At 40.4% G+C, this 17,105-nt stretch carries 19 protein-coding genes; 7 read left to right on the top strand and 12 right to left on the bottom strand.

Features of this window, described 5'->3' with window-relative positions; translation table 11 throughout:
• Positions 1 to 239: 239 nt before the first annotated feature.
• A complete protein-coding gene (locus H9631_RS11510; protein ID WP_191812910.1) occupies positions 240 to 1,109 on the bottom strand; it encodes a CvfB family protein in 870 nt (289 codons plus the stop codon).
• Positions 1,110 to 1,889: 780 nt separating this feature from the next.
• Here H9631_RS11510 and H9631_RS11505 point away from each other — a divergent pair.
• The 3 genes from H9631_RS11505 (at position 1,890) to fdhD (ending at position 4,905) form a co-directional block, all read left to right on the top strand.
• Positions 1,890 to 3,158 (top strand): L-lactate MFS transporter, encoded by a 1,269-nt coding sequence (locus H9631_RS11505; RefSeq protein ID WP_191812908.1) that lies wholly within the window; start codon positions 1,890 to 1,892, stop codon positions 3,156 to 3,158.
• Positions 3,159 to 3,231: 73 nt separating this feature from the next.
• The gene (locus H9631_RS11500; RefSeq protein ID WP_191812920.1) at positions 3,232 to 3,603 is read left to right on the top strand and encodes a DUF2294 domain-containing protein; all 372 of its coding nucleotides are present in this window, start codon (positions 3,232 to 3,234) and stop codon (positions 3,601 to 3,603) included.
• Positions 3,604 to 4,104: 501 nt separating this feature from the next.
• Positions 4,105 to 4,905, top strand: a complete 801-nt coding sequence (fdhD, locus tag H9631_RS11495; protein ID WP_404801736.1) for a formate dehydrogenase accessory sulfurtransferase FdhD — start codon at positions 4,105 to 4,107, stop codon at positions 4,903 to 4,905.
• A gap of 118 nt (positions 4,906 to 5,023) precedes the next feature.
• Here the strand turns inward: fdhD and H9631_RS11490 are convergent, their stop codons facing one another.
• The 9 genes from H9631_RS11490 to H9631_RS11450 form a co-directional block, all read right to left on the bottom strand.
• Positions 5,024 to 5,479, bottom strand: coding sequence for a redoxin domain-containing protein (locus H9631_RS11490; protein WP_191812906.1), 456 nt, complete (start codon positions 5,477 to 5,479; stop codon positions 5,024 to 5,026).
• Between the two features lie 78 nt (positions 5,480 to 5,557).
• A complete protein-coding gene (locus H9631_RS11485) occupies positions 5,558 to 5,755 on the bottom strand; it encodes a hypothetical protein (protein ID WP_191812905.1) in 198 nt (65 codons plus the stop codon).
• Between the two features lie 44 nt (positions 5,756 to 5,799).
• The gene (locus H9631_RS11480; RefSeq protein WP_191812903.1) at positions 5,800 to 6,348 is read right to left on the bottom strand and encodes a peroxiredoxin; all 549 of its coding nucleotides are present in this window, start codon (positions 6,346 to 6,348) and stop codon (positions 5,800 to 5,802) included.
• A 323-nt stretch (positions 6,349 to 6,671) separates the two neighbouring features.
• A complete protein-coding gene (locus H9631_RS11475) occupies positions 6,672 to 7,559 on the bottom strand; it encodes a LysR family transcriptional regulator (protein WP_191812902.1) in 888 nt (295 codons plus the stop codon).
• Positions 7,560 to 7,648: 89 nt separating this feature from the next.
• Positions 7,649 to 9,154: an MDR family MFS transporter gene (locus H9631_RS11470; RefSeq protein WP_191812900.1), complete on the bottom strand. Its 1,506-nt coding sequence runs from the start codon at positions 9,152 to 9,154 to the stop codon at positions 7,649 to 7,651.
• A gap of 33 nt (positions 9,155 to 9,187) precedes the next feature.
• Positions 9,188 to 10,396 carry a multidrug effflux MFS transporter gene (locus tag H9631_RS11465; protein WP_191812898.1) on the bottom strand — a complete coding sequence of 403 codons (1,209 nt, stop codon included), beginning with the start codon at positions 10,394 to 10,396 and terminating at the stop codon, positions 9,188 to 9,190.
• Positions 10,397 to 10,491: 95 nt separating this feature from the next.
• Positions 10,492 to 10,920, bottom strand: coding sequence for a cyclic-di-AMP-binding protein CbpB (cbpB, locus tag H9631_RS11460; protein WP_191812897.1), 429 nt, complete (start codon positions 10,918 to 10,920; stop codon positions 10,492 to 10,494).
• A 166-nt stretch (positions 10,921 to 11,086) separates the two neighbouring features.
• Positions 11,087 to 11,341 (bottom strand): DUF1797 family protein, encoded by a 255-nt coding sequence (locus H9631_RS11455; protein ID WP_191812895.1) that lies wholly within the window; start codon positions 11,339 to 11,341, stop codon positions 11,087 to 11,089.
• Positions 11,342 to 11,531: 190 nt separating this feature from the next.
• A complete protein-coding gene (locus H9631_RS11450) occupies positions 11,532 to 11,753 on the bottom strand; it encodes a hypothetical protein (RefSeq protein ID WP_191812893.1) in 222 nt (73 codons plus the stop codon).
• A gap of 214 nt (positions 11,754 to 11,967) precedes the next feature.
• Between H9631_RS11450 and H9631_RS11445 the strand changes: the two genes are divergently transcribed.
• Positions 11,968 to 12,429, top strand: a complete 462-nt coding sequence (locus H9631_RS11445) for a YkyB family protein (RefSeq protein ID WP_191812892.1) — start codon at positions 11,968 to 11,970, stop codon at positions 12,427 to 12,429.
• Positions 12,430 to 12,594: 165 nt separating this feature from the next.
• Here H9631_RS11445 and H9631_RS11440 read toward each other — a convergent pair whose 3' ends face one another.
• Together H9631_RS11440 and H9631_RS11435 are read right to left on the bottom strand one after the other, a co-directional pair.
• A complete protein-coding gene (locus H9631_RS11440) occupies positions 12,595 to 13,455 on the bottom strand; it encodes an NAD(P)-dependent oxidoreductase (RefSeq protein ID WP_191812890.1) in 861 nt (286 codons plus the stop codon).
• A gap of 21 nt (positions 13,456 to 13,476) precedes the next feature.
• Positions 13,477 to 14,262 (bottom strand): SDR family oxidoreductase, encoded by a 786-nt coding sequence (locus H9631_RS11435; RefSeq protein ID WP_191812888.1) that lies wholly within the window; start codon positions 14,260 to 14,262, stop codon positions 13,477 to 13,479.
• Between the two features lie 672 nt (positions 14,263 to 14,934).
• On the opposite strand from H9631_RS11435, the gene H9631_RS11430 reads away from it, so the two are divergent.
• From H9631_RS11430 to H9631_RS11420, 3 genes are all read left to right on the top strand, one after another.
• The gene (locus H9631_RS11430) at positions 14,935 to 15,126 is read left to right on the top strand and encodes a YkvS family protein (RefSeq protein WP_120117146.1); all 192 of its coding nucleotides are present in this window, start codon (positions 14,935 to 14,937) and stop codon (positions 15,124 to 15,126) included.
• Between the two features lie 553 nt (positions 15,127 to 15,679).
• Positions 15,680 to 16,291 (top strand): CPBP family intramembrane glutamic endopeptidase, encoded by a 612-nt coding sequence (locus H9631_RS11425; RefSeq protein ID WP_191812886.1) that lies wholly within the window; start codon positions 15,680 to 15,682, stop codon positions 16,289 to 16,291.
• A gap of 33 nt (positions 16,292 to 16,324) precedes the next feature.
• Positions 16,325 to 17,008 carry a hypothetical protein gene (locus tag H9631_RS11420; RefSeq protein WP_191812883.1) on the top strand — a complete coding sequence of 228 codons (684 nt, stop codon included), beginning with the start codon at positions 16,325 to 16,327 and terminating at the stop codon, positions 17,006 to 17,008.
• Positions 17,009 to 17,105 lie beyond the last annotated feature (97 nt).

Below are 17,105 nucleotides of genomic sequence, written 5' to 3'. Positions count from 1 at the left end.
AGAAACAGAAACCTCGAATGTGGTTCGTGTACCTCAGACCGAGGATTTGCCTCCGACTTCCTTCAGATTCCACGTCACCATGGACACCCTTGTCTTTAGCTAATGATTCGCATATCCCAACGCCCATAACGGACTTTCACCGTCAAGTTGATGAACATGCCCGGCACACCAAAAAATCCGACGCTTTTAACGTCGGATTAACCCCTGCTCCAAAACCAACCGGTTTAAGATTCAAGAACCTATTTTTTTTCATGATCTACTAAGTGGGTCCAGCCATCCTTTTGGATAACCATTCTCTCTTTCATCAACTTGCCTAAAGCCCGTTTAAAAGAGCCTTTACTCATTTGAAAACGTGCTTTTATATCTTCCGGTAGCGACTTATCCCCGTAAGGCATATTTCCACCGCGGCTGATCAGATAACTATATATACGCTCTGCATCCTCATCAATAACCTCATACGCTCTCGGAAGAAGTGATAAGTTGATGGACCCATCCTCTTTAACTCCAATCACTCTTCCTTCAACCAATTGACCGAGTCGCGGCTCTCTCGTTCTTTCCGATTCATGGATAAAACCAAGATACCCTTCTTCGGTTATAATATTTGAACCCTCTAACAAAAGGCGGTAAACTGTGCCCTTTACGTTTTTATTGAATATATTTTTATCAGCAAGCTTTGCAAGTTTCCGAATATCGTCTTCTACCGCAAGCTTTCCAAAGAGTCTATTCTTTTTATCTGTTTTCAAGCTGCAATAAAGCTTGTCTCCCTTTGCAGGCCATAACCGGAATAGCTCAGGCAAATCATCCTTTGAAACAAGAATATCTTTCTGTAAACCAATATGTATGAAAACACCCAGGTTTTCTTTGACTTCCACCACTTCTGCCCAACCAAAATGCCCTTGCCTTACTTCAGGAATTGTTAAGGTAGCCGCCAACCTCCCTTCGTGATCTTGATATAAAAAGACGGTCTGTTCCTCTTGCGAATCGAAGTCATCCGGAACTTCCGTATGATGAAGCAAGACGTCTTCTTCTCCATCTGTTAAAAAATATCCAAACGGCACCTCACGCGCCTCAAATAATTGAACAACTGTCCCTGCTTCTAGTCTCGACATATGATCTACCTTCCTTCGGAGAATAACCTTTAAATTACTGCCCATTATACCATTTTCATATACGAAATGCGCTATTGCTCATTCCGCGATAAAACCAACCTAGGCTTGAAATACATCAATCTGAGTTAATAAAGCCTCTCTGAAAAGCAGTTTACTCGATTAGATAATTAGCCAGCTATTAACATCTTTTCCTGCTAAACCTTTCAATATGCTGAAGTAGTATCCCTCTTTCCACACTCCCAAAAATGTCCAACTTATCTTTTTTATTTTTGAATTGTCTCTCTCTGCTTTGTTTAAACTGAGAATTCTCTAACCTTTTTCTCTATTAAAATTGTGACAAATATGTTAACATGTATACCGAAATATCAAATTGACTGTAAAGTTGAGTAACGACTTAATGTTCAAATGGTTGGCACTTGGCAGCGAACCTGTTAAAGACTAACCACCGCAAATCGCTTATCCCTCGGTAGGCTTTCTTTCGCGGTGGTTTTTTGTTTGGCGGGCTAGTCTTTATTATTTATCAAATACACCCAGATTTTATCGAGCTTTGCCCGATAAAATTCCTCTGAAAATCTGTGGCATCCGCTGGTGAATTTAACTTTATTCAGCTGACATTCGAACCAAGAATGGAATACCAATATACATTCACCACTTACAGAAGTGGGAGACTTCTGTTGAATGAAGTTAAAGCTTAATAAATACTCATAACTTCAAGCTTTTGATATTTCATAATTTGCTAGCGTTTTCATAAGCAATAGCTATCTCATGAAGGAGGAAAAAATGGAGAAACTGAAAAATAGGTGGCTGATCGTTGCTTCCGCAGTTGGCATACATATTTCAATCGGATCAGTCTATGCCTGGAGCAACTTTACAAATCCCCTGATGAAAGAATTCAATTGGACAGCAAGCCAGGTACAGCTTACATTCAGTCTAGCAATTTTGTTCCTAGGGCTTTCTGCTGCTTTCCTTGGACACTTTGTTGAAAAGCATGGTCCACGTAAAGCAGGCCTTCTTTCTTCGTTATTTTTTGGAATTGGGGTTTTCTGTACAGGGTTTGCAGTAAAGTTAGGTTCATTGCCTTTACTTTACATATGCTATGGTGTCATTGGAGGAATTGGACTTGGGGTTGGTTACATTGCTCCAGTTTCTACTCTAGTCAAATGGTTTCCTGATAGAAGAGGAATGGCTACAGGAATGGCGATTATGGGATTTGGCTTTGCAGCCGCCATTAGCAGTCCAATTATGGACGTCCTCATAAAATCCGTAGGCATCGCCAATACCTTCTTTATCTTGGGGGCAGTTTATTTTGTAGTCATGACATCCTCTTCCCTATATCTTGCAAAACCGCCGGAGGGATGGGTACCTAAAGGTTTCAAGGAAAAAATGGAGTCTGGAAAAGTATCAACGGATCTTTCTCAGCTTACAGCTAATGAGGCAGTAAAAACACCCCGTTTTTATTATTTGTGGATCATGCTTTTTATCAATGTCACCTGCGGCATTGCCATTTTATCTGCTGCCAGTCCTCTTGCACAGGAAAGCATCGGCCTTTCCTCCATCGAAGCTGCAGCATTGGTAGGCGTGCTTGGGATTTTTAACGGACTTGGACGGATAGGCTGGGCAAGTGCCTCCGACTATATCGGCCGTCCAAACACATATACGATTTTCTTTATTATCCAAATCGTTTTGTTCACTCTTCTGCCATTCACAAATGTATCGATTTTGTTTCAGATTATGCTTGCGGTCATACTAACCTGCTACGGTGGAGGATTCTCCTGTATTCCTGCTTACATCGGAGATATCTTTGGAACAAAGCAGCTTGGAGCCATTCACGGCTATGTATTAACAGCATGGTCCGCAGCTGGTCTCGCTGGTCCTTTGTTTGCAGCTAAAATTAAAGATGTAACAGGAAGCTATGGAAACAGCTTGTTATTTTTTTCAGTCTTATTTGTTGTCGCTTTTATCGTATCACTTATTATCCGGAGCGATATTAAGAAACTTAAAGGAAAAAATCCTTCCCCCTCCAGGCCAAATGACCTTACAACCAACTAAATTAAGAGATATTGAGATATTTTGGAAACATGATAGAATAATGATAAGCACCAAGACAAGAGGTTATTGAATGATGAGAAATTATGAAGCAGAATTCAGCAACTTAGTCAGGTCTTTCCGCAAACTCCATATGGGCAAAGGCCCAGGATATATCAAAACAACTTTTTGTAAAAATTGGGCAATTTGTGAGATGAAAGGCAATTTGTCACCGGTTGAGAAATTTATTGCGAGTGCCGAAGATGGCAAACAGGTGGTTCGTGCTGCGAGAACAGAGATGGTCAAGGACATGTATCGCAAAAACCCTCCTGTTGAAATGGAAGAGTTACTCGGTGCAAAATTTATTGACCTTTTTGTTGATATTGACATTGAAAAGGACTTGGGAATGTCGATATTCATCTTTGACCAAGACTTAGAAAAAAACTTAATATTAAATAAAAGACCATGAGTTGGCACTTGGCAGCGAACCTGTTAAAGACTAACCACCGCAAAATCCCTCTTTCAGGTGTTTTGCGGTGGTTTTTTTTAGGATAAAAGCGTATGGGAGATATAACACCCAAAAACTGAGAATATTGGAACGCAAAGCTATTGTTGCTTATAATAAGAAAAGCGAAAGGCGCCCGTTTAGCGCCGTACAAACTGCGCCAACAGGATGTTGGTGCGTCGACAATCCTTCAATTGAGATTAAGGCGAGAGTGCCTGCTTATGACCTTGAGCCGATATGGGACTCACAGCCAGAAAAATGCAGGCTCAAAACGCGACATCCTGTCGCTTCGCTTGAACTAATACTTTCCCTGTACATCGAAGGCTTAGGAGGCAACCTCCTGTCGCTTTGCTTGCACTATATGTGTCGAAGCTGGACATAACTTTTGCTGAAAAATGAGCTCTTTACAACTGAGGTATTTTATCATTCCCTAAATAACAAGAAATTAATTAAGAAGGTGATCGGGTGAAGCCTATGGTCAGAGGTCGTCTACAGGTATTAAAATACAATGGTCAATCACTTGTCAAGATAGAGGATCAAGCCGCTGTGGAATATCCACTTACTATTTTTATTGACAATGAAGAGTTTGCTACAGTCGTCTGCTCCCCTACAAATCTGCAAGAGCTCGTTATCGGATTTCTGGCATCTGAAGGGATGATCCGAAATAGAGAAGACATCTCTTCTCTTGATATAGACGACCATCAAGGATTTGCGTATGTAGAGTTGAAGATGAAGCAAGTGATCAGCAAAGAGTTTTACTCAAAACGAATGATTGGATCCTGTTGTGGAAAAAGCCGACAATTTTACTTCTATAATGATGCAAAAACGGCCAAAACGATCATGTCGAGGCAAAAAATTTCTCCAGAACAATGCCTGGAATTAATGACTGAAATGCAGGAAAGCTCCGAAGAGTTTCAGCTTACTGGTGGTGTACACAATGCTGCTTTATGTACCGAAAAAGAGCTGCTTTTTAGTTATTCTGATATTGGACGCCACAATGCATTGGACAAGATTTTTGGCCACTGTCTTAAAGAGAAAATCTCCTTAAAAGATAAAGTGATCGTTTTCAGTGGGAGAATTTCATCCGAAGTTGTATTGAAAGTCGCAAAAATCGGGGTAGGCATACTAATATCAAAATCTGCCCCCACAACTCTTGGAATTGACTTAGCACATGATCTCGGGATTACCGCAATAGGATTTGCCAGGAAAAATCAATTAAATATTTACACGCACCCTGAACGCATTATCGGATCAGAGAGTCTCTAAAAAATAGGAACGGTTTGCAAAGATAGCTGCCAAAAATACAAAATCAGCTGAAGAAAAACAAAATCTGTTTTTCTTCAGCTGATTGATTTGAGGGGCTTTTTTGAAGACCTCGTCCTATTTATTCTTTTTTCTCCAGCTCGCCCAAAACACGGTTCACCCGTTTTTCAAGCATTTTCATTCCGCCGCCTCCAGCTTGGAAATGACGAAGTTGCCCATCTTTATCGAATACGTAATAAGCGGGAACGTATTCATTCTGGAAAGCGTCTGCCAGTTTTAATTCACTGTCGACAAAGATTGGCTGCGTGATATCATGTTCATCTGCAACTTTTTTGATTTCGTCAATATCAAGATCATTTTCCGATCTTGGCATATGAACAGCGACAACATTCAACTTATCTTTATAGGCATCACGGAATTCATTCACCTGCGGCATAGCTTCTTTGCAAAGGTGACAGCTAATGGACCAATAATGGATTAATACAGGCTTCTCCCCAATCAAATCTTCCTTAGCTACCTGTCCGTTTAGCCATTCGACTGCACCTTCAAGTTCAGGCATAGGTTCACGTAATTTCATAAAGCAATCCCTCTCTTCTTTGAAAAAATTTTCGGCATTGATATGTGAAAGACAGACACGAATAGTGCCTGTCCAGTTTTAATGTCGAGCGAAGATCGCCAAGAGGCAGAACTCTTTCACTTCTCTATATGAATCAAATTCGTCTTGGCGTATTTGCGCCCAGATTTTATCGAGCTTCGCTCGATGAATTTCCTTAGAAAATCTGTCGCATCCGCCGGAGGCTTTAACTTTATCAGCCGGAATCTGAACCCCAGTGAATGAAATAGCAATACGCATTCATCTCACCACTTACCGAAGTGAAAGACTTCTGCTAAATAAAGTTAAACGTTTAGTGTTGCTTGTCCAGGTCTCCAGTTTGCAGGGCAGAGTCCGCCTGTTTGCAAAGCTTGAAGTACACGAAGAGTTTCATCAACGTCACGTCCAATGTTGTTGTGGTTAACAACAGAGTACATTAATTCACCTTCTGGGTTGATGATGTACAATCCGCGAAGTGCAATACCTTCTTCTTCGATAAGTACTCCGTAATCACGAGCAACAACATGGTTAGTGTCTGCCGCAAGCGGGTATTTCAAGTCGCCAAGACCGTTGTCTTTACGGTCAGTGTTGATCCAAGCCAAGTGAGTATGGATTGTATCAGTTGACACCCCGATTACTTCTGCATCCAAGTCTTCAAATTCGTCATAACGATCGGAAAGTGCCGTAATCTCAGTTGGACAAACAAATGTGAAGTCCATTGGATAGAAGAAAAGAACTGTCCATTTGTCGTTTTTCATGTTTTCTTCAAGGCTTACTTTTCCAAATTCTTTGTTTGGTAATACTGCTTCCATTTCAAAGCGTGGTGCTTGTTTTCCTACCATACGTTCTGCCACAGTAAAATCCCTCCGTAAATAAATTAATATTTAAATGAGAAAATCATATATATTTTCTCATTGAACAACCTTTTCCCAATAATAATTATAGAATAAGCTTATAGGCAAGTCAATATTGATTATAATAAATTTAATTAAAAAATCATTACTAGTTAATACATCTAGTTTTTTGCACCTTCTTATGTATGCCACAAAAAAACGGATTATATTCCGCTTACATCCAGTCTACCATTACTTATATCGACAACAAAATAAAATGCATTGTAGAAATGTACTAGAATTAGTTTTCATGTAAAAACCGCCATACTGAAGATGGCGGCAATTCAGTCAATATCCTTATGATCCTCATTGAATTCACGAACTACTTCCAGGAATGCTTGAACTTGCCTTAATTCAAAAGCAGAGTCATAACCAAGCAGCCAATTATCTCGTTTGATGGGCATCCCCTTTTCATCCATAAGCGGAATTTTATACATCCCCTTGTCTGCCCCATTCAGTGTGATTGCTGGAAGGATGGCATAACCAATACCATTGTATGCCATCTGTTTGCACGTCTCAATTTGGTCTACCACGATAGTTCTCTTTGGAGCTGTTTGAAATTGGCGGTACCACCAATCCTGAATCTCCTGATAATAATTTGAATCACTTTTAAATTGGATAAACGGACGATCAGTCTGTAATACTTCTTCGATATTCCTGATTTCCTTGTCCACAAGGTAAAGGCTGTCCTCAAACAAATGATATTTAGAACTTTTCCAGTCTGCTGCACCCCTGATAATGCCAATATGTACATCTCCACCGTATAACGCCTTTAAAATTTCACTGCTCCACCCAGTTATAAGTGAAATTTTCGCATTGGGATACAAATTCACAAATTTCTTCAAAACTTTGGGCAGCCAATTTTGACCGACAATCGAAGCGCAGGCTATTTTTAACGTGCCATGGATATGCGTTTCAAGGGACTGAATTTCTTCCAATACCCTTTCTTCCTTCTCCAACATCTCTTTTGCAAATTTAACAACAATCTCTCCAGACTGAGTAAGGATCAGGCCTTTTTGTGATCGGATAAATAATTTTGTTCCCCATTGCTTTTCTATATTTTGAAGCCGCTGGGACAATGCCGGCTGAGAAACAAAAAGTTTTTCCGCAGCCTTACGCATATTCATTTCTTCTGCAAGCACGGTTAGGAAACGCAAATCTGTGTTGGACATAAAAAAACCTCTTAATTTAAAATATTTCACCGATGTTTCGCTAGGTGTATCATTTTTATCAGCCTACAGTTAAGATGATTAATCAAGGCCTAAGCAACAGCTTTATTTTTTTTCGGCAGGAGAAGAATCAAAAAGAAACTAATAATACCAAACACAAGTACAGCTAGATAGACGGAATGTAATGAATGTGATAGTCCATCCTGCAATAGGATTTTGACTGATTCACTTAATCCGGCCCTTTGTTCCTCGGTGAGCAGCATGTTCGTTGAATCCAGCGTAAGGCTTTGACCAGCCTTGCCTCCATGCTCCGCAAAATAACGGAGAATCTGGCCATTGAGTATTCCTCCAAGCAACGCCGCACCTACAGTATTGCCCAAGTTTCTCATAAACATATTGGTTGCAGTTGTGATTCCACGTTGTTTCCAATCAACCGCCCCTTGAATAAGTACAATAAATGCAGTACTTGTAAGCCCCATCCCAACTCCTACACAAAACGAAGAAAAAGCAGCTCCGACTGGGCCGGCTGAAGGTACAATCGTCACGAACAGCCCACCACCTACAACAAGAAAAACACCGCCGATAAAAGAAGTGGACCGATAACCGATTTTGATAATTAATTTACCAGCAGCCGTTGATGCCAATGGCCAGCCAACGGACATTGCTGTCAAAGCAAAACCTGCAATTGTAGCACTTTTCTCCATCACGCCTTGTACATATGCAGGCAAAAAGCTAGAAATTCCTATCAGCATCAATCCTGTTGTAAAGGAAACGAGATTGGCAATCAAAATGGGGCGCAACTTCCAAATCTCAAGTGGAACCATAGGTTCGGTTGCTCTTTTTTCTTGTAGGATAAATAAGAAGAACGCTGCTGCAGCAATAATTACAAGGATTATGAGCTGAGGGGATGACCAAGAAAATCGGACGCCCCCTTCCACTAAGATAAACATGAGGGATGAAATAGCCACCGTCAGAAGACCCGCACCAGCATAGTCAATTTTCGGCTTCTTTTTCTCAATAGTCTCATGCAAAAAGAGCCAAACCCCAATGATAGATAGGAGACCTAGCGGAATGCTTACCCAAAAGACCCATCTCCAGCTTACATATTCTACAAGAAGCCCGCCTACTGCCGGCCCCATAATTGCAGAAATACCCCAAACGCTTGATAAATATCCTTGAACATGGGCACGTTCCTCTGCTGTATAAATATCTCCCACAATCGTCGTTGCAATCGGCATCACAGCCCCGGCTCCGACACCTTGGATAAGCCTGAAGATAATAAGTTGTTCCATCGAGTCTGCCAATCCGCATAAAAATGAACCAATTAGAAAAATACCGACTCCGATTGTTAAAATGGGCTTTCTTCCATATAAATCCGATAATTTTCCATAAATTAGCACCGTAATGGTGTTCATTAATAAATATGCAGAGAAAACCCAGCTATAATGGGCGAATCCCCCAAGCTCTCCAATGATGGCTGGCATGGCAGTGGCAACTATCGTTGCTTCAACAGCCCCGATGAACATGGCCAGCATAACAGCAGCCAAGACAAACGGACGCTTCGTACGGTGTGGAATGTTCTGAGCCATCTCCCCCATTTTTTCCATCTCCTTCCTACCTTTGGCCATCCCTTACTTGTTCTTGCATAGAAAGTAATAAAATAATAGAGCAGATGCGTGGCAGGCCGCCATAATAATGCCCATTGGCAACACGTTTCCCAGTCCGGCAAGCGGGGCTGCAGCAGCTCCGAACACATGCGGCATAAGTCCATGTAAAGCTGCAGCACTGCCAGCTGTTTTCTCTTTATCACTCATGGCTAGGGAAAAGGATGTTGTGCCGACAATTCCGACCGTCGAAACTGAAAAGAAAAGCGGAATCATTACAAAAATCAGGCCGGCATTTAACCACAGCATCAGGAAAAGAATCACACTGCTGGTAAAAGCCAGATATAACCCGCCCACTAACAGCTTTTTATCACTTACCTTCCCTGCCAGCCGACCAGTTATTTGTGCAGCCGCAATGATTCCGGCACCGTTCATTGCGAACAAGAGGCTGAAAGCCTGCGGAGACAGATGAAAGTGTTCCTGCAATAAAAACGGAGAGCCAGCTATGTAAACGAACATTGCAGCCATGACAAACCCTTGCGACAGACAATAGCCCATAAATACTTTATCTTTTAAAAGGAAAGAAAAAGTATTAAGCATATTACCAATACCGCCTTCAGATCGTTTCGCTGCCGGGAGTGTTTCAGGGAGTCCCCAAATGACAAAAACCACCATAATGATTCCAATAAAAGTAAGAACTCCAAATATTCCTTGCCACGGCATGATGGAAAGCAACTGTCCTCCCGCTACGGGAGCTGCAATAGGCGCAGCACCATTAACGAGCATTAATAAGGCGAAAAATTTTGTAAGTTCAACCCCGGAATACAGATCTCGTGCCACCGCTCTAGCAATAACAATCCCTGCAGCAGCGGAGGCTCCTTGGACAAATCTCATGGCAACCAATCCCCAAATATTCGGCATAGCCATGCAAAGCAAAGAGGATATCGCAAAAATAACTAAGCCTGCCATTAAAGGCCCTTTTCTTCCTCTAGAATCGCTCATCGGCCCGACAACCAGCTGTCCCACAGCCATTCCTATCAAAAAGGATGTTAGAGTAAATTGAGCAGAAGATGCCTGTGTATTAAATCCGGCAGCGAGGTCTGGGAGACCCGGCAGATACATGTCGACTGAAAGCGGGCCAAAAGCAGTCAAAGAACCGAGGATCACAGCGGCCCATAGCCGATTCATTTTGGGATGTGAATCAACAGAATAATTATGTAGAACAGATTCCTTCATGTTTCCCCTCCTTACCCGTAGGAACATTGTAGAAAGCCATAGAAAAAAAATTGGGCTCCCAGTAAAAGGGAGCCTCCTTTTCAAACATTTTTACATTAAAGTTGCAACTTCAGCTCTTTTAAAAGGGCTCTTCTTGTAACAATGCCTTCAAAGTATCCCTCTTCGTCAAGAACACATAAAAAAGGATGGTCGATCAACAAACCTACTGCTTTTTTAAAATGATCATGGAGTTTAACGATTGGAATATTCACTGCCATGACATCCTCAACCTTTTTATCACTAAGCTTTTCGAATTCAATCCTTTCCAATCCAAGAATTGATTCTGTAATAATTGCAGAACTGATCAAACCGTGTAATTTAAAACGGGCATCAAGCACCGGAATAGCAGAATAGCCACTCTTCGTCAAAACAAGCAAAGCATGCTCTAAATTATTTCCTATTTGAACATGGGCCACTTTTTCAGATGGAATCATGTAGTCACTAATCTTTGGCTCTGTAAACGCCTGACTTTTCAAGGAAATCATCTTAAACTCCCTCATCTCTTTGCAAAATCATTCTAATATCATTTTACCATAAATTTAGAAAAGGGAAACAAATCTGTTAGATGAAAATTACTCCATAGCTTCAAACAAAGTGTTTAAAAGGTGAAAAGGCTTCCGCTCCTTAGATCAAGCGGAAGGCTAAATTGCTTTAACGATATGATTTTTCTTCTTGAACAATATCAAAAATCTCTATTGCTGCAGCGTCAATGTCATCAAATTGATATGTCCGCTTATTATTATCCTTATCATATTCTTCCACTTCGAATGTACCTGTGCCTGAAAAATATTTCACCTGGCAGATGACTTTTTCATTTACTTCAAATTGTCTTTGCGGAACGTCTTCTTGTCCCACCATATTTTGCATTGTTTGTAGTCTTTGAATAATACCTAATAATTGTGACATGTTTTAACCCCTTTCTTTGGGAAGACAAACTTATTATAAAAGAAGCCCCTCTGACAATGCAAATCGTTTTTTTCATTTATGAAAGGCCAGATTTGTGCAAAAAATTAGACAGGGGTCAACCTGCCTTCGATTCATCCCCAGGGAAGACAGCATTTAAAGCACCCCGAGTTTTTTTATGCACAATATGCCATCACTGATCTTCCTTTATATTCAACAATGACTCATTCAATTTCTTCAGCGATCTAATAATTGTTTTTTTCCGGTTATATCCCCTAACACTGACAGAAATACCGTTCATACTTGTATGCACTTCTCCCCATGAACCATAGGGCTTGAAACCGTAAATATAAATTTTGATGACACCTGATTTTGAAGGCAGGAAAACAGCTTCATAATCTTTGTTTTTCCTCATTTCTGCATCTCCTTCCCTGCAAGATTCCTATATGTCAATTCATTCTTATCGATTTTCCTTTTACTGACACAGTTAATATACACCTGGGATGCTTTGTTTTCAAGTGAAAATTCAATTGTTTTTTTCTTTGAGCAGAGCGTGTCTTTTCTTTGCTATGCCATGATGATATAATTATATGTAAATTTCAATCAATTAAGGAAAGGAGAGCCTTTTTGTGGATCCGGATATCAGAAAAACAACTTCATTAAAACCGACAATTGAGAACTTATCACAGGCAATATTCACTGTGAATCGACACGCTAAAACAGCCATAAACCCGAAATTCCTTTACAGTCTGAAGAAACAAGCACTAGAAAAGATGATCAAGGAAGAAAAAGCCGCTAAAACCGGACTGCATTTCTCAAGAAACCCGAGATTTAGCCAACAACAGTCAGATGTGTTAGTAAAATGTGGAAATTATACATTCCATATTCCGCCTACAAAGGCAGATTTTGAAGAATTACCCCATTTAGGCCATCTTGATCAACATTCCCGCAATCCAAAAACTCGCATGTCGCTAGGAAAAGCGAAACAACTCCTTCAAGAATATACCGGTCTCAAAGAACCCAGTCAAGAACATCATAAAAGAAAGCAGCAAAAGCCCGAATTCAAAAAATTGGGAGACAGCTTTTTTTAATGTTTTTATTAAATGGAAAGAGGCTTAGTACAAAATTAACCGTTTGAAATCAAATTTCTACATTTAATTTCAAACGGTTAATTCATTTATTTTTTTATCATTTGAGTTAGTTCAGCAAAGTCCTCACCAATGCGTCTATTGGAATAACTAAATAAGTAGCTTACGTTAACCCCAATATTTAATTAGCGCTTGTGTACCACTGTTTTCCTCACCCTTTTCCGCTAAGGATTGGTACATCTTCTCTGCAAGGGTAAGTCCAGGCAAGTCTAACTCCATTTTCTTCGCTTCCTCAAGTGCGATTCCCATATCTTTTATAAAATGCTTGATGAAAAACCCGGGCGAATAGTCTTCCTTCAATACCCTTGGAAGGAGATTTGACATCGACCAGCTTCCCGCAGCCCCCGTACTGATAGATGCTAGCATTTTCTCAGGATCTAGCCCAGCTTTGCGTGCATAGACAAGCGCTTCAGTCACACCAATCATATTGGATGCTATCGCAATTTGATTGCACATTTTTGTATGTTGGCCGCCTCCTGCTTCTCCCTGGAAAATAATATTATTGCCAAGAACCGAAAAGACGGGGAGGATTTCATTGAAAACCTTTTCGTTCCCGCCAACCATGATGGACAGTGTTCCATTTTTCGCACCGATGTCTCCTCCTGAAACTGGTGCATCCAAAGCATCCATTTCAAGCTTCTTCGCTTCCTCAAATATTTGTTTAGCCAAGGTCGGAGTAGATGTCGTCATATCAATGACAACTTTACCTTTAGCTCCCCCTTCAAAAATTCCATCCTTACCAAAATACACATGTTCTACATCGTATGGATATCCCACCATTGTAATAATGATATCTGCTTCCTCAGCAATTTCTTTAGGAGATGGCTTCCAGCTTGCTCCTTCAGAGAGTAAATCTTCTGCCTTTTCTTTTGTACGTGTATAAATGAAGACCGGATAACCATTCCCCATCAAATTACGAACCATTGAATTTCCCATAACTCCGATTCCAATAAAACCGATTTTTTGCATTGTTAAAAACCAGCCTCCCCGTCAAATTGACCTTAATTTTCCTCCATCTACGATAAAAGTGCTGCCTGTCATATATGTATTTCCTTCTGAAGCAAGAAAAACGACAATCTTTGCGAACTCTTCGGGCTTTCCTTCTCTTCCGAGTGGAATGCTCTTTTCTGATTGTTCTTTAATCTCTTGAATGGATACACCCTTCACTTCTGCACGTACCCCATCAAGATGGTTCAGTCTTTCAGTTGCAATTCTTCCTGGCCCTACTGTATTTACAAGAATACCGTATTTAGCAAACTCATCTGCAATCGTTTTTGACAGTCCTACTAACCCGAGCCTTAGTGTGTTAGACAAAATCAATCCCGGAATGGGCTCCCTGACCGAGGAAGAAGCGATATTGATAATGCGTCCCCCCTTTTCTTTTAGGTACGGGAGCGCTTCTCTGATTAATCTGATATATGATAACAGATTTAACTCAAACGAACGGAGCCAATCTTCATCCTTTAATTCTTCGAAACTTCCGGCTGGCGGCCCACCTGCATTGTTGACTAGTATGTCAATGCCCCCAAATACTTCAGCCATATGCTCTACCGTACGGGTAATATCTTCTGGAATTGTGATATCGCAGCGGATAAACTCAACTTTTCCACCTTCTAGGCTGTTTAGTTCCTCAGCCACTTTTTTCAGCTGGTCTTCATTCCGGCTCGCAATCATCACATCTGTCCCTTCCCGAACAAACTGTTCAGCGATGGCTTTGCCCAATCCTTGGCTGGAAGCCATAACAAGGGCCTTTTTATTTTTCAAACCCAAATCCATTTTCTCATCTCCTTTAGCTTGCTTCCTATCCCAAGTATAGCATAAGAACGGGGTTCAACAGGAGGAACTGTTCCTGCCTGAGAAGTGTCTTGTCCCCCATTTCCGTAGTGAAAAAAGTCCATTAGAACAAAAGCGAAAACCCCTGCTCATCGACGACTTCAACAGATGAAGTGCGAGAGTGCCTGCTTATTGGCTTATGACCTCGTGCTGATGCAGCCAGACAACACGGCGCCGAAGACTGACGCCCTTTCGCCTCGCTGACACTTATACTTCCTGTATGGCACAGCTGGACAAAGAGACTCTTCACTTGAATGAAATTTCCTATAACAAGTGATGCTCTACATTCAAAAAAAAGGAAGACATGCGTCTTCCAACAAAAAAGGGGGAAAAATGAGATTGACATGACTAGAAATTTCAATCAGCCATGATTAGTATTCTATTCCCAAAAACTTGTTCAATTAACCACTTTTTTCTCAATTTTTTTAAAAAAATCCACTGTGTAATGCCGGTAACATTCACAGCTATTTCCAAATCACAAATACTTATAAGGACTGAGAATCACGGGATTCATACTCATTTTCCATTTTTTCAATTGGAGAAACCGTTTTTATATTAATTGCACTTTTATTGAAAATAGTGCAAACTAGATAAAAAAATAAAGGGGAGAAGGCAATGAAAATTGCAAAAATCGGTGACCTCATTGAATTCAAAGATGGCCTAAGGGGAATAGTTGAAAAGATAAATGAAAACTCCGTTATTGTAGACCTGACCTTTATGGATAACTACCGTGACCTTGAATTAGAAGAAAAAACAGTCATTAACCATAAAAACTATAAGATCATAAATGAATCAGCCAAGCACTGAACATTCAGATTGAAATATATCAGCAAAACCATAAGGTGTCTTGTGATCGGAGGGAGACTCCGAACAACGCCTTGCCTTTCCTCAACAAGGATTAAACAATGTTTGAGGTAATCCTCTAGTGCCACAGGAAATTAGTTAATGACAATGAGGGACATGGCCCTGTAGCCCAAGATCCGCTCATTGGAGAGCAAAGCTAATCAAACGTTGCTGAAGGCAAAATACGCCTTCAGCAACGTTTGATTTATGATCATAAGCTTGAACTCTCACATTCTAACAAGTTAACGTCAAAGGCCGCAACTTACTGTCACTTTAGATACATTTGAGCATCTTATACGTTAATACTAACGCATCATTTAGTAGATGAGTTATACACGCCTTACGCATTTTTCATTTCCATTCCAAGGGCAAGCGGACATGCTTGCTTTTTTATATTGTCTTTGAAATACCACAGCTTTGTCAGAATATAAATGGCAGATTGTTCTTTTTTCCGTTAGAATGAATTCATATCTCAATATGATGGTGATTGAAATAAGAAAGGAATCAAGCCACTTGTATGTTTAATAAAAGGATTGACTTTAAATTAATTGGGGGCATATTTTTTGCTTTTCTGCTCATTTACGTAACATTCGATAGAAAGGATGTATTCTGGTATCTATATACAGCAACACTCTTGTTCTTAATTAGTTATACGATTGTAAACGAAAGTCTTGATGACAAAGTTCCGGCAAAAGAATATATTAAGCATGGACTTTGGTCAGGTGTTGCCCTCTATATATGCTTTTTTGCAGGGGACTGGGTGCTATCTTTTCTCCCCGGCTCATTGGAACAACAAGTTGCTTCTTTATACAAATATTTTTCTTTTGAATTCATTTGGCATTATCTTGTTCTTCTTTTCATTATCATTCCTGGAGAAGAAATTTTTTGGAGAGGTTTTGTCCTTAAAAGAATGTCAAGACTGTTTAACCCAGCAGGAGCTGTCATAATTGCTGCTTTACTCAATGGAGCTGGCTATATTCTTTCGGGATATCCCATACTCATCCTGGCAGCTTTTGTAAGTGGACTCGTTTGGGGAACCCTATATATTTGGAAACGGAGTATCCCGCTTGTTATTTTTTCACATCTGACATTTGATTTATTATTACTGATAGTCTTACCTTTATATTAAAATGATAAAACAGAAATTGGGGGTTACATAAGAATGAAAAAAATGAAGTTTTTATTCATCTCCCTTTTGGCCGCGGCCCTGCTCGCATCCTGTGGCACATCTAAAACAGAAAAAGACACCGGGGATGACAAAGAAAAAACAGAAACTCCAGTAGCTGAAAGAAGCAGCAAACAAAAAAAAGAGGAACAGAAAACTGAAGCAGTGGATCAGACAGAAAATGAATCAGGTGAAGATGCGAAAGATGAGCCGGAAAAAGTCCGCCTGCTGGAAAAAAATCTCACCTTTCAAGTAGACGGGAGTCCAAAAATAGAAACAGCTTTTTTCAAGAAAAGTGACAATCAGGACTATAGCCTTTATGTGTTAGCTGATTATGAGCTCACCGGCGAAGAACCACAGAAGGACATACTCTATCTAAAAGAAGAAGATACTTTATTTATGCGGATTGAGCTTCTTCCAGCTAATGCAAATCTAAATGACGAGATTGAAACGATTAAAACACAGCTAAAGTCTGTGAGTTCCGATATAAAAGAGGCAAAGCCGCAAGGACATAAATGGTTGAAAAATGCAACAGGCCTTACAGCCGAAGATGGGAATGAAAGAGTCAGTACCTACCTAATCCCGCAAAAGGACTGGCTCTTGAAATTGACCCTTTTCACACCTGCCAACGAAGATGCAGAGGATCCTTTCCTGAAAATGGCTGAAACAATTGAAGATTGAACACTTAAGCACTTTGTGGCACAGGCCGGGCTAGGGAAATGCTTTCAGTGTAGTAGCTTCGCTAACCTAAACCTTGAATTAAGGTATGAAGCTCGTG

This window comes from Bacillus norwichensis (genome assembly GCF_014836955.1).
Taxonomy (GTDB): Bacteria; Bacillota; Bacilli; order Bacillales; family Bacillaceae_C; genus Siminovitchia; species Siminovitchia norwichensis.
This window is presented reverse-complemented; position numbering and strand designations above follow the sequence as displayed.